Source organism: Kitasatospora sp. NPDC058218 (assembly GCF_042882445.1).
Taxonomy (GTDB): domain Bacteria; phylum Actinomycetota; class Actinomycetes; order Streptomycetales; family Streptomycetaceae; genus Kitasatospora.
In genome coordinates this window covers 1-12248 of the sequence record NZ_JBHVWC010000071.1, presented here as the reverse complement: position 1 = coordinate 12248, position 12248 = coordinate 1, and the positions used below count along the sequence as shown (strand labels likewise).

13 protein-coding genes are annotated in these 12248 nt (G+C 63.2%); all 13 read right to left on the bottom strand.

Annotation, left to right across the window (positions count from 1 at the left end; translation table 11 throughout):
* Nucleotides 1-223: 223 nt before the first annotated feature.
* Nucleotides 224-1042 carry a hypothetical protein gene (locus ACFVYI_RS34965; protein WP_387893057.1) on the bottom strand — a complete coding sequence of 273 codons (819 nt, stop codon included), beginning with the start codon at nt 1040-1042 and terminating at the stop codon, nt 224-226.
* 323 nt (nt 1043-1365) lie between these two features.
* Nucleotides 1366-2817 carry a DUF3987 domain-containing protein gene (locus tag ACFVYI_RS34960; RefSeq protein WP_387893054.1) on the bottom strand — a complete coding sequence of 484 codons (1452 nt, stop codon included), beginning with the start codon at nt 2815-2817 and terminating at the stop codon, nt 1366-1368.
* 12 nt (nt 2818-2829) lie between these two features.
* A complete protein-coding gene (locus tag ACFVYI_RS34955) occupies nt 2830-3021 on the bottom strand; it encodes a hypothetical protein (RefSeq protein WP_387893052.1) in 192 nt (63 codons plus the stop codon).
* 82 nt (nt 3022-3103) lie between these two features.
* Nucleotides 3104-3382, bottom strand: coding sequence for a hypothetical protein (locus ACFVYI_RS34950; RefSeq protein ID WP_387893050.1), 279 nt, complete (start codon nt 3380-3382; stop codon nt 3104-3106).
* Nucleotides 3382-3630, bottom strand: coding sequence for a hypothetical protein (locus ACFVYI_RS34945; RefSeq protein WP_387893047.1), 249 nt, complete (start codon nt 3628-3630; stop codon nt 3382-3384). Before ACFVYI_RS34945 ends, ACFVYI_RS34950 begins: the two co-directional genes overlap by 1 nt.
* A complete protein-coding gene (locus tag ACFVYI_RS34940) occupies nt 3627-4151 on the bottom strand; it encodes a histone-like nucleoid-structuring protein Lsr2 (RefSeq protein ID WP_387893044.1) in 525 nt (174 codons plus the stop codon). Before ACFVYI_RS34940 ends, ACFVYI_RS34945 begins: the two co-directional genes overlap by 4 nt.
* 128 nt (nt 4152-4279) lie before the next feature.
* On the bottom strand, nt 4280-5074 hold the full coding sequence (locus tag ACFVYI_RS34935; protein WP_387893041.1) for a hypothetical protein: 795 nt from the start codon (nt 5072-5074) through the stop codon (nt 4280-4282).
* A 290-nt stretch (nt 5075-5364) separates the two neighbouring features.
* On the bottom strand, nt 5365-5622 hold the full coding sequence (locus tag ACFVYI_RS34930; RefSeq protein WP_387893039.1) for a hypothetical protein: 258 nt from the start codon (nt 5620-5622) through the stop codon (nt 5365-5367).
* A 22-nt stretch (nt 5623-5644) separates the two neighbouring features.
* Nucleotides 5645-5995, bottom strand: coding sequence for a hypothetical protein (locus ACFVYI_RS34925; protein ID WP_387893037.1), 351 nt, complete (start codon nt 5993-5995; stop codon nt 5645-5647).
* 318 nt (nt 5996-6313) lie between these two features.
* Nucleotides 6314-7069, bottom strand: coding sequence for a hypothetical protein (locus ACFVYI_RS34920; protein WP_387893034.1), 756 nt, complete (start codon nt 7067-7069; stop codon nt 6314-6316).
* Nucleotides 7070-9708: 2639 nt separating this feature from the next.
* Nucleotides 9709-10185, bottom strand: coding sequence for a hypothetical protein (locus ACFVYI_RS34915; RefSeq protein WP_387893032.1), 477 nt, complete (start codon nt 10183-10185; stop codon nt 9709-9711).
* Nucleotides 10186-10342: 157 nt separating this feature from the next.
* Nucleotides 10343-11044, bottom strand: coding sequence for a hypothetical protein (locus ACFVYI_RS34910; RefSeq protein ID WP_387893029.1), 702 nt, complete (start codon nt 11042-11044; stop codon nt 10343-10345).
* Between the two features lie 32 nt (nt 11045-11076).
* Nucleotides 11077-12006, bottom strand: a complete 930-nt coding sequence (locus ACFVYI_RS34905; protein WP_387893026.1) for a hypothetical protein — start codon at nt 12004-12006, stop codon at nt 11077-11079.
* Nucleotides 12007-12248 lie beyond the last annotated feature (242 nt).

Genomic DNA, 12248 nt, shown 5'->3' with positions numbered 1-12248 from the left:
AGCCAGCAGAGGCCCCCGCCCCCATCAAGGGCGGGGGCCTCTTGTCGTTAGGCAGTCGGCAGGGTGACGCCCTCGGCCGCCAGCTGGCTGCCCACCGGCCGGCTGGTGCTCTCCGACGCCCACGATTCTTCGTGCCATACCAGGCCGCTTCTCCACCGTGCCACCAAAGGCGCGAAGCGCCCCCGGATGAACCGGGGGCGCTTCAGCGGCATCGAGCTAGGGGTCACCGGCTCCACTGCTCAACCTTCCGGGCCCACCAGGCGCGAGCGGTCTCGGTGTCGGCGTGCTCGGCCATGAAGACGAAGTTCTCCGGGACCGGTCCCCGCGGAATGGCCGGCGGTTCCGCCTGGTCCTTCTCCTGCTCCTGGTGCTCGTGCTCGACGGCGGCCGGGAACTCCGGGCCAGTGTCCTGGTCCTGGTCCTCGATGACGTCGACCTCAGCCGGCGTCGGGTCGGTCACGGTAGCCGCCTTCTCGTGCTTGGCGACCAGACGGCCGGTCTCCTCCCAGGCGGGCAGGTAGGCCGCGAGGAACTTCTTCCCCGCCCGCTGCTCGGGCCCGCTCAGGTGGATGCTGCACGCCTCCGCCGTCTTCAGCATCCATGTCAGCGTCGCGTACCGAACTCGGCCCTGCGTGTTGGTCTTGGCCCAGGTGCACCGCTCAAGGTCGGCCAGAATCTCGGGGTCCTCGCCTCGCGCCTTCTCCACGCTCAGGTAGTGAGCCAGCGAGGCCGGGAACTTGATCTCGTGTCGACGCTCACGCGGGTCTTCCGGCTCGTGGTCCAGCTCGTGACGGGTCAGCACGGTCTTTGCGGTCTGAACCTCGTTCCCGTTCGTGCTGTTGGCCTTCCACTCCCGGCAGATGTCGAGCGCGACACCGAGCGAGGCGTTCGACACCTTGACCGTGGTCGAGTGCATCGAGTTACCCATGTCCAGGGCCTTGCAGGCCGTCACCAGGTCGTATCCGGCCTGCGTCTCGGGCTCGAACTTTCGGACGATGTGCTTCCGGAGGGTAGCGGGAAGGTGCATTTCGGAGCCGGTCATTTCAGATTCCTCTCGGGATTCGCCTTCTCGACTGTCGAGAAGGACATTCAGCGAGGGGACGCGGAGGCGTCCCTCGCATACATCGCAGTCACATTCGTGCTTCTGGCAGAAGCAATTGGGTTCGTCGCACAAACGGTCTGGGCCGTAGCCGCTTCCCTGGTCGTACCAAGTTGGGTAGACGACGTGGTCTCGGGTCAGCCCGTGCGGGAGCCTGAACCCAAGGCACCGGGTAGAAGAAAGCCGGGCCGACTCCTTACTCAGGAATCCGGCCCGGCATTCAGTGCATTGCAGGTGCCCTTGCGGGCGCCCTCGAAGCGAGTGCTTCACAGCAGGGCGAGGAACGGGTTCGGGCTGGACTCAGCAGTCACCGAAGCCGCTGGCTTCTCCGCCTTCGTCTTGGCCTTGACCCTCTTCGGGGCCGGGCCCGCCGACCCGACCACGCGGAGCGCCGGCTTACCGGACGGCCGTTCAACCGAGCCGACCGCCTTCTTCGGGCGCCTGGCCGGCCGCGAGATGGGGCCCGCCTCAACCGCCGTCGGTGCGGCGGGAGCCTCCGGCTCCTGGACCTCGGCCGAGGTCTCCGGAGGGGTCAGCCGGTACACGATGCTGGGCGCCCCGCGGCCACCCGTTCTGACCGTCTCTACCGTGACGTCGTCCATCTTCTCGACCGTGGCCCGGAGGCTGGCGGCAGTGACCCGCGTGCCCAGGGCCCGCAGAAGGAGCGTGCTGTTCGCCTCCCCCTCGTACCGCTGAAGAACTTCCCGGACCAACTCATCGGTGCCCTTGACGGGCTTCACGGCCTGGTCGGCAGCCTCCCGTACCAGCTTTTCGACGGACGCCATGCTGTAGCTCACGAAGGCCCACGCGGCCTCTACCGCCTTGCGGCTGATCTTCGTCTTCCGCGTCGTCGCGGTGAGGACAGCCGCGATCCGGTGGACTTGTTCGGCCGCCCGCTCCATGTAGCTGGACAGCAGCTCGGGCAGCTCGGCCATGCGGTCCTCGACCTGGGCCCGGATCTCGTCGTACCTCTGGCCGGCCGCCCGGTCGAAGGTCATGATCCGGCCGTCATGGGTTGCCCAGTTGAAGGCGGCCCTCAACCCCTTGACGTCCACGGGGCCGGCCTTGTGGTCGTAGGGCAGCATCTTGGACCGCTCGACCAGGACCGGCAGCAACCTGTTGTATGAGCCGCCCAGGGCCTCGCTGGCGCTCACGTACTTGGCCCACTCCCCCGGCGTGATATGTGCGTGAAAGCCCAGCAAGGGACGAGCGACCGCCTGTAGACCTTCCTTTTTTGTACGGTTGCTAATGGTCTTTCCGTCCCACGCTGTTCGGAAGAGCGTCGAGAACTTGGAGCACCTTTTCTGTGTCTTCAGAACGGCCGCCCATTCCTCCTCGACCAACATTGCCCGACCGTCTATCCCGTCCTCGTGACCGGTCGTCTCCAGCTCGAATTTGTTGAGCATGTCCACCAGGGACGGGCCCGACGAGACACCGTCTCGGGTGCGGGCCCCGAGGAATCCCCCGATAACGGGCGTCAGGACGTGCTTGGCCGTGCCAAGCGCGTACCCCTTGCGACCGATGGCGGATCGGCCGGCCAGGACCGTCCACACGACCACCGGCCTGCCGTTGTCGAGCCGGACGTTCCGGCTGATCGCGGCTGAGTACAGGGACAGGCAGGCCGCCCACACCCCCACCGGGTCGGCCTCGCTGGTGGGCATGGCAGCCGCAACCGCGTCACCGAGGGGGCCAAACTTCATCTGCTCAAACGGACTCATGGTGTTCTCTCCTTACGCGCTGAGCGCGGTGTCAGTGGTGGTGCCGAGGGCTTCGGCGAGAAGGGCCCGGAACTTCTCCCCGTGCGGTCCGCACAAGTGATATTCGTCGGGGCCAATGATCAGTTTCATGACCGCGTCGACCTCCTTCCCCTCCTTCTTCAGGCAGCCGTCGCAGTCCAACTTTTCGATTACCTTCCTGGCCATGCTTTTCCTCCGTAGTTGCAAGCGTCCATGGCAAAGGCCGGAGCCCTCGAAGGGGATCCGGCCTCACCAAAAGCGTTCGCACCTATCCGCCGAACTCGAACACAAGCCCCCTCAGTTCAGGAACGGAGGCAGTGGCTACGTCGACCGTGTACCAGGCATCTCCGCTCCTTCCCGTCCCGGTGTGAAGGAAGATGTATTCGTATTCCCAATCCTCCCTCTCACCGGTGCCCTCTTCGGGCAGTGGCAGAGGTATTAGGGTGTCAACGACGGTTTCAATCTCGACGCCATCCGCGTAGGTGTTGGATATCTTCAGCGTCGCGAGTGCTTGGGTAACCTGCGTTCCCCGGGTCAACATCTTCATCACGCTGCCACCAGTTCCGCCCGGTGACGGATATTCCAGCGCTCCGCCTGCCAAGTCTCTGTTACGTCCTCGACCAGCATTCGCGCCACCCGTTCCGGGTCGTTGTAGTCGGCCGCAAGCCTTCCACATTCCCGGAAGAGTTCCGACAGCTCCACCAGGCAGGCCCGGGGGTCCTGAATTCGAGCAACCTCGACCGCTCGAATCTCCACCGCGTCCGCGTCCTGCGAATACCGCTTGATCATGCTCACAGCTCTACTCCCGTCGCTTCCTTGTATGCCTTGCGCACGGCCTTGGGGATGGCCCCTCGCGTTCCCACTGTGAAGCCATTCGCGTTACCCCACTCGCGGCACAGCTTCATATGGCGGGCGTAATGCTCCGCGCGCTGGCGGGACTCCTCAGCTTTCGCCGACTGTTCTTCCCAACGCTTCCGCTCGACCGCCGCCCTTTCCTGGCGAGCGTCTTCCCTCGGTTTCTCAGCGAGGTAATACCGAACCTCAGTCGAGTTCGGAACCCCGTCGTCTTCGGAGTACCGAAATCCCTTGGATGCAATGAACTCCAAAACGTCGGACTTTCTCAGGAGCCGGTGAATGAGCGGACACCTCCCACCCTCCTGGGGATCTCCGAAGTACGAGACCACGTCCGGCATGGAATCCACGACGGCCCGAATGTCGGCCGATCTGACAGCGGGCCCGATGTACCGGAGGAGGGGGACCTGTGCTATCTCCCCGTCGTTCTCGTCCAGCGCACGCCGGATCATTTCTTCAAGCACTGACCGCTTTCCTCTCTGTCTAGTGGCCAACGCAACCGCCAGAATCCCGAGGCCGGCCGCAGGGCAGTCCTCTCCCTGGGAAGGGGGCGCCGGCCGCGAGGCCGGGGTCCTGGTGGTCACGCAAGCGACTAGCTGAGGTCCTGCTGACGGCGCCGGATCGCGTGCTCGCTCGCCTCGGTGATCCGCTCCGTGATGACGGTGTGCGCGTCGCAGTTGCCGGGGGCCGTGCACTGCACGTACCGGGCCCGACGTCGCTCCAGGGCAATCCGAATGGTGTGGAGCTCAACCCGCGTCAGGTACCACGGGCCCTCATCCGGGAGGGACTTCACAAGCGCACGGGCCGCGCTCACGTAGTCCGAACTGGACCAGGTGGGCGCGGTCTTGGCCAACGCCCGACGCAGGGTGTTCCGCACATAGGGGGCCTGGCAGGTGTGGTCCACCTCGACCACCCATGTGGACTCGCCGTCGCGGAGGGGACCCCGTCGACCGCCGGGGATGCCGCTCTCCTCCAAAGCAATGCCCCACTCGGCCCGGTACTGGGAGATCGGCGACCACGCCCAGTCGTCGAACACCCCACCGTGATGTGGGCACAGCAGCACACGGACCCGCCCACTGGTCCGCTTGGAGTCCGTCCACCGGACCCCAGTGGCGCCCTCCGGGCAGTGCCCGACCTCGTCACTGACGAACACCTCGCACAGGAATCCGGAGTGCCGAAGACCCGCGTGGATCTCCAGAATTTCCCGGGCCGCATTCTCCGTAGCAGCACGAGCCAGGTAGGCCGTGACTCCGTTCCGCTCATCCCACGCGTAGACGTACCAGTCCTCACCTTCGTCACGGACGTTAATCACGTATCCGCTGTAGTCGGGGGTGTACTCAGCCCCGAGTCGGGCGAAACCGTCCCGGGTGTCGGTCCAGTTGCTCACTGAATTGCCTTTCGGCTAGGTGGAAGTCCTGTCGGCTGACAGGCCATGCAAAAGGCCGTCCCGAGGGACGGCCTAGAGCAAAGCGGGTCACACGGATTCACAATTCGGGTAGGTGCACCCGGCTAGCTCGCACGGGTTGCTCTCACAGTCCGAGCAATCGCATTCCTCGTGCGGGACGTCACAGATCGAGTGCACGCAGCACCAGGTGCACGGGACGTTCGGTTCTCCACCATCGCACCAGTCGCCGCAGTTCGGGCATTTGAACATCCCTTCATGCCAGATGATTGCCATTACCGATTAACATCCGGGGCCTTGTTTCGCCTGAGCCAATCCTCCAGCTCATCTATGTACACATCGAGGTCAGCCGACTTATCCACGTGCCTCAGTCCGCACAGTTCGTCATAAAGTCCCATCTCCGCGTCCTCGCAAGGCTGCTCTTCGTTGTTGGGGTCATACGTCTTCAACTCCTTTCGGAGCGTGGCCTCCCAATTGGCCTGGGCCTCATTGTGGCCCGCAATGATCTCTTCGACCTTTTCCCGCAGATTCATTGGTCAGATCCCTTTAGGTAGATCAGGCAGCCGTGTTGTATTCGTCGTCACTTGTGCAGTCATCGCACGAGTGGTGCGAGTCGCCGCACTCGTCAGACTCAGAGTGACTGGCAATGATGTCGTCGGCCGTGTTCTCGTAACCAAAAGCACGGAAGAGATCGGCCATGGATTCCGCCTCACTGCAAGTAAGGGTGCAGTCGTAATAGCCGACCAGCTCATAAGCCAGGCCGGACGTCGTCCATGCCTCAACAAAGGCATTAGCGGCGGAATATCCATGCGCAACGTCGATGAGGTGATCGGCCTCATCCTGGGTAAGCGGGGTTGTCTTGACGTAACCGAATCGAGCGAGAATGCGACGGACGAGAGTACGCATGGTAGTGCCTTTCATGAGGTGGAAGAGAAGTTCTGTCGAGTGACAGACCATGGAAAGGCCGGGCGGAGCCCGACCCAACCAAAGCGGGTCACTCAGTTCATGGAAATCCAGTCACAGGCAGGTTGGAATCCCTGGTGACAGTCGTCCGCCTTTGAATCGGCGAATCCGTCATTGAATGTAATCACCGACGAATCGGGAGCGGGACGCTGGGAGTTAACCGCGTACCCGACAAAGAATGAGCCCACCAGCGCCCCTAGGAGGGCGACGCGGGCAAGGAAGTTGCGCATTTGATTCTCCAGTCACACGTTGGGGAGGAGATTAGGCCGCAAAGAGGTCCAGTTGTCCCAGGGATTCCCACTCCTGCATTTCGTCCCGGTAGCGCTTCTGGGCGGTCTCGTGCCGCTTGGCAGCGGCGGGCGAGAAGTCGGCCCGGGTGAACTGCCACCACATGCGACGACCGTTGATCCGACGGTCAATGTCCATCCGGTCGGCGTCCGTCACGGCCACCCAGTCCTTGCAGTACCGGCACCAGTAGATATCGGCCGTGGCGTCATCCCTGCCGCTGTCAATGGCGCCCCACCACTCCTCTCGGCAGGAATGCGTGTTGGCCTCACAGCCGCAATCCGGATCCCCCGAGTTGCATTCGAACTCATCCGAGTGGTTTTCCTCATACTCCAGCTCGGACATGCGATCCTCGTTGAGGATCCCGTAGTTCGCGAGCCTGGATTCGATACCCTCGACCGCTTCAACCGTTGCCGCGTGATCCGCATTGAAGACATAGCAGTCCCCGGGACCATGGGCCCACTCCAGGCCGGCCGACTCCTCCCCAAGGATCTGTTCGATCGTCTCCGCATTGCTGGCGTGCAGCGCATACGTGTGAGTGACGTATTGGTAATCACGACTGTTGGTGCTGCTACCGACCGGCGACCCCATGGCGTCACAGATCATGCCAATGGACGCCCACCCGTTCTCTTCGGCGGTGTGCTCGAAGTTCCACGGGGCATAGACGTAGTTCTGACTGGTGTACTTGTGAATAGCTTCCGAGAGGGTGATCTCAACGGTCGCAGTGCTCATGCCGATTCCTTCGGTAGCAGGTGTGTTGCCAGTCGACTCGACCGGACTTAGCCACCCCGGACATACCGCGTCCGGGATGACTAGGCTCGTTCAAATCCCCGCATTGTAAGTTTTAGGACATGGCTATCCCATCGAGCACGCGGTTCATGCATCCAGTGCACGGCCGATAAGCTGTGCAGCACTGACCACGCATAACGGCGTATCCAATGCTGTGATAGGTCCAACTGGCCGGATGAACGCGCACTCCACCCGCGTAACTGCGATTCCGGACCACCGATTCAGCGTGTTCCGCATCATTGGCAGGGACGTCGACAGTACGAATCACGTGGCCGTAGTGGCCTCGAATTTCTACGGTGTACTGGTGGTAGTCCCAGGTGTGACGGTTACCGCGCACTATGCAGCCGCACGGCGTCTTAACATGAGTCTCCGCGTCCGACATCAATCCTCCTAGGTTGGCAATTGAGAGCTCTGCGCCTCTACTAGGGGCGCATAGCGAACCGTGCCGGTGTGACCCTGCACGGTCCTACAGGGTGGTTTTGGCGCTCCCTGTCGCGCTATGCCTCACACGCTTAAGGTCAGTCATCCCAGAGAGCGAGTATCAGTCGCCCATCCTTCGCGCTGCCAGACGCAATGGTGTTGGCTTGTGTATGCGGTGATCTATCCATGCCGGGTGATCAGGTCCGGTTATCAGGCAGTCTCGCTTTCCCGTGCTCCGTAACCGGCCACCTAGCTAGGTGGCATATGGTCGGGCGATCAGCGTTCATCCCACCTATTCGCTTCAGTGGGCATGCCTCATGTCTTGTGTTAGCGGTTATCCGGTCGCTGCCGGGCCGTTGCTTCCCCTCGTACGGCGCCTATGCGGCCCCTCCGTGCGGGTTCTCGCTATTCACTTAGTGGATTTGGGGGCGGTGTCTTCACGCCCCGTCGGTGAGCCTCGCTGCCCGTTCTCTCGGTTTCCCTCGTCCCCCGCTGTTGCGGTGGGCGGTACTTCCCGGAGGGGCTTTCTGCGTTGCGCTCTTTCCGACACCCAGAACGTTAGAGATCCCCGCACTGAAAGGCAACTGGTCCGCCCATTGGGTCGAGATCGCACCCAATGCTCTATGTAGCACTTCCCGCACTGTAAGTCACTGGCGAGGCCGCTCTATGCATATAGGGGAGAGCGCATGTGCGCGCTATCACAGATATCGTGAATGTCAATAGCCCAAAGTAGGACACTTAATCGCCGGCGATTACTTCAGCATATGAAACACTACATAGAGTAGTCATATTCTGTTACGCTAGCGCGCTCATTCCGAGACGTATGCGTTACCACTTGCACGAGATATCCCAGTTGCATGCACTCAATCACTGCGTGAGCTACACATAACACACACATTCATGAGCATGACACGAGCGAGAGTGAATCAGACATTAGGTGTCGTATCGGGCAAGCAAGCGCTTATCTGATGACTCGTCACTCGTGTATCTGATGCCGTGTCAGTGAATCTCGATGGTCCAGTCCACGTGGTCTAGTCCTCTTGGGTGGCTCGTGAGCTGACATGACGTCACATATCTGTGCGCATGAATGAATTGGCTGGTCATACCCATTGATTCATTCGTGATCACTCCCACTGTGTACCCGGGGGTAATCCATGCATACGTTCACACAGGACCCACCGGGGGTGCCTTCCTTCCACCGTGTACGGGTATGAAAGTTTTCGGGGCTGGAGACGTCCTGTACCGGCCTACGGCCTCACTGGACTTGTCAAGCTGGCTCGGAGCCCTCACAGAGCCTCCTGGGGCCCCTCCGGGGCCTTCCTGAGCCCTTCAAGGGGCTCTCAGTGACTCTCTGAAGTCGATTCGGGGCCCTGAAGGCTCCCCGCGGAGCTCAACGGGTGCTGAATGAATGAATTAGAGGCCGCGGTGAGGTGCCTGAAGCCCTCCCGGCCGGCAGAAGGAGGGCGCCGGCGCGCTGGAGGCGGTAGACCAGCGTTCCAAGGCTCCTGAGGCCTTCAACTGGCCTCGCATCACCCGTTCGAGGGGTCTTGGCCAGGGCGCTTGCACGCTGTCACTGGGCCGTGGCAGAGTCGTTCCCGTCGAACCGGGGAAGCCCGGAACGATGATGGCGGCCGGCCTTCGGGGCGGCCGAGGATCGCAACATAGGTGTGCTCGCGCACACTCCAAAACTCCCCGCTTATGCGGGGGTCAGCCATGCGGAGTTTGCGCTCCAAGGCAGATGCAGCCCTTCCCCGCGCAAGCGGGGGTCAACCGCCTCTGGTCGGCAGGTTGGAGGGCTGTTGTGCCGTCTTCCCCGCGCGAGCGGGGGTCGCCCGTCGCACTCCGACAGGCACAAGAGGAGCAATCCTCGCCTCTCCCCGCGTCAGCGGGGGTCGACTGGCCCCGTCCTTGAGACGGGGCTTCGTCATTTCCAGGACAGTGCCGGCCAAGTCCTGTGACCTGCCCCACTCTTTCGGTGGCAACATCCGAACAGCCGAGTGTTTGACACATACATCTTTATTGCCGGGGGTTCTATATGCCCCGGCAAGTGACCCGCCTGTCACCCTCTAGGATGGACAGGTGCACCCAGTTTGCGGGAGTCAGGCTCTCGTAGATGCAGGTAGGCAGGCCCCGGGCATGGATCCCCGGGGCCTGCTGCATTTTCAGGCCTGGATCACTCCGGCGCCGGGCACCCGCCTGTTCTTCCGCATCCTTGGCCTCTGCGCATCATTCGCGGCCCGGATCGAGCCGAAGCGGTGGTTGCTTACCCACCTACGAACCTCTTCCAGCCGTTCAGGAGTGGCAACGAACTGTCGGCGCTGGCCATTTGCTGCGGCGCCGGCCTCATGGTCGCTGGCTGCAACTTCAACCGGCTGGGTGACCCTCAAGGGGGAAGGCGTCAGGTAGGCATTAGTCCAACCTTCGGCTGGATCGGGCAGTCGAACCAGGTGACGGGGCGGGGTGTCCTCGACCAACTTGACCAAGAGGCCGTGGTTGATGGCGTCGATCAGGCGCCGTCTGGCGGTTGCCTCAGTGACTCCGGCCGCCTCAGCTACCCCTTTGGTGGCCAGGGCGAAGGTCAGCAGGGCGTTGGGGGCGTCACCTTCAAGGCGGCGCACAGTCTCAAGCAGGGTGGCCATGTCGGCACCCTAGCCCGTTGGTCTCACCGGATGAACGTGGTTCGGTAAGCTCGACCCAGGCTCGGTTTCGACCCCTTGCCGTCGCGTGACCGCAGGAGTGTCGCGCCAGGAAGCCCCCGCACCGTGAGTGCGGGGGCCTCTTCGTATTTCCGGCCTGTCAGCCCGTTTCTATGTCGAGGGTCGGGGACAGCTCCTTGAGGTACCTGCTCCCGGACCGGCGGGAGAGCTCAAGTTCATCAGCCAAGGCCGGCCCGGTGACCTTCTCGCCCTTGGCCCGGATCTTCTCGGCAGCAGCCTCGACTACCTCAGGAGCCACCTTCGGCTTGCCCCGCTTTCCTCGCCGCGGCCTCGCCTCTCCTGTCTCCATGTCGATCAGGGACAGTTGCCCGTCCTCCCGGCCCTCGTCGGTCTCGGGAGCATCGGGGGCCTCCACCTCGATGGCGGTCTCACGGGGGCCACGGCCCATGTGCAGCAGGTGAGCCACGACCAGCCCCGGAATTGCACTCACACACTTGACGAGAGTGGCCGACGTGCCCATGTAGCCAAGTTGGAGCAGGTGGGATATGTCCTGCGCGAAGATGGCCAGGATCAAGGCAAGGATGGCTCCGATTTGGGCACTCTTCCGTCCTGGCAGATCAAACCGGCGGGCCACATCAGCCATGACGGCTGCGCTCGCCGCGTAGACCGAGACACAAACCGGCATCAGTCGGGCGTACCCCGGAGACCAACCGGCTACCTCAGCGAGGTGGATTTCGCCCGGGACGGACATGACCAGGGCGGCGACAAAGGCGGCCGGCGCGCCAACCTTCCGGGTCGCCTTGGCGAACCAGGGCAGGTCAACAGAAACAACAGCGGACATGAGTGTCCCCTCTCAGGCCAGGTTCGGAAGGGTCAGAGACCCAGGGCGGCGCGGGCGCGAGCAACGCCAGCGGCAGGGGACACAAGCCCGGGACGATTCCGGGTATCGCGCCAATCAAGGCTGTCGATCGATGCAGTGGCGCGCGGGGCCACCCCGGCGCACGGGCCACAAATTCCGGCTTCCTGGCCACGGGGCAGAGGTGCCTTGCACTGGCCACACTCGACCAGCGGGACAACTGGCACGGCCGGAACGAGGACGGCCGGCATCTTGTTCGTGAGACGCCACTCAACGATTGCCGCCGGCCGGGCCACCTTGGCAGGCAGGCCGGAAACAAGGGCGTCACGGATCTCTGCCTCGGTGGCGCCACGGGCCACCCACTCCGCAGCAAGCGGGGCTAGGCGAAGCATCTCCGGGACACCAAGGCGAAGCCGGCGCTCAATCTGGCCAACACGGCCCAGGACGGCCGCGGCGTCAGCCGTGGCCTGGTCCTGGTGCTCGTTGTTCTGCTGGATGCCCTCCCGCCCCTCCTCGACCTCGGCCGTCAAGACGGCCTCTTCGGCGACAGGGGTAGGGGTGGGGTTCTTTTCCTGGTTCTTTCCCTCTGGGTTAGTCCCGAAGATCCGGCACCGCCGCTTGCCGGGCTGCGGAGTCTCGTCCTTCGGTCCCCCGGTCTGCGGACGGTCGTAGACGGCCACGTGAGTGGACCAGTGGCCTTGGTCGTTCTGCACCTTGGTGCACACGACGTAGCCGGCGGCCTGGACGCCCTTCATGGCCTTCGTGACTCGGGCCTGGCCCTCGGCCACGTTCTCCGTGAGGCTGCGGACAGTCTCGGAGGTGCCGTTCGGCTGGGAGAGCAGGCGGACCAGGAGACCGATTTCCGTCAGCGACAGCTCATCGGACTGGGCGATCCCGTTGGGGATAATGACGAAGCCCCGCTCATGCGGGGTACGCTCGATCTGCATCGAAGTGACCTCTTCGGTGTCGGACCCCGGGAGGCTGCAACCTCGCCGGGGTCGTCTGTGCGAGCCCCGCGCTTGCAGTGCGGGGATCTTTCAATGCGGGGACCGTACCACGATCTTCCGGGCTCCGGTCAAGGCACTTAGGCCCCCAGGAAACAGCTGAAGCCCCCGCCGGATCGGCGGGGGCTTCCCGTTCTTGCAGGTCAGGACAGGACTACTCTTTGTCAAGTGCCTCACATCCGGCC

What these genes read in the sequence shown, in the direction of transcription:
- ACFVYI_RS34965 (WP_387893057.1), bottom strand. Translation starts at nt 1,042, where the DNA reads ATGACCGGCTCCGAAATGCACCTTCCCGCTACCCTCCGGAAGCACATC.
- ACFVYI_RS34960 (WP_387893054.1), bottom strand. Translation starts at nt 2,817, where the DNA reads ATGAGTCCGTTTGAGCAGATGAAGTTTGGCCCCCTCGGTGACGCGGTT.
- ACFVYI_RS34955 (WP_387893052.1), bottom strand. Translation starts at nt 3,021, where the DNA reads ATGGCCAGGAAGGTAATCGAAAAGTTGGACTGCGACGGCTGCCTGAAG.
- ACFVYI_RS34950 (WP_387893050.1), bottom strand. Translation starts at nt 3,382, where the DNA reads ATGAAGATGTTGACCCGGGGAACGCAGGTTACCCAAGCACTCGCGACG.
- ACFVYI_RS34930 (WP_387893039.1), bottom strand. Translation starts at nt 5,622, where the DNA reads ATGAATCTGCGGGAAAAGGTCGAAGAGATCATTGCGGGCCACAATGAG.
- ACFVYI_RS34925 (WP_387893037.1), bottom strand. Translation starts at nt 5,995, where the DNA reads ATGCGTACTCTCGTCCGTCGCATTCTCGCTCGATTCGGTTACGTCAAG.
- ACFVYI_RS34920 (WP_387893034.1), bottom strand. Translation starts at nt 7,069, where the DNA reads ATGAGCACTGCGACCGTTGAGATCACCCTCTCGGAAGCTATTCACAAG.
- ACFVYI_RS34915 (WP_387893032.1), bottom strand. Translation starts at nt 10,185, where the DNA reads ATGGCCACCCTGCTTGAGACTGTGCGCCGCCTTGAAGGTGACGCCCCC.
- ACFVYI_RS34910 (WP_387893029.1), bottom strand. Translation starts at nt 11,044, where the DNA reads ATGTCCGCTGTTGTTTCTGTTGACCTGCCCTGGTTCGCCAAGGCGACC.
- ACFVYI_RS34905 (WP_387893026.1), bottom strand. Translation starts at nt 12,006, where the DNA reads ATGCAGATCGAGCGTACCCCGCATGAGCGGGGCTTCGTCATTATCCCC.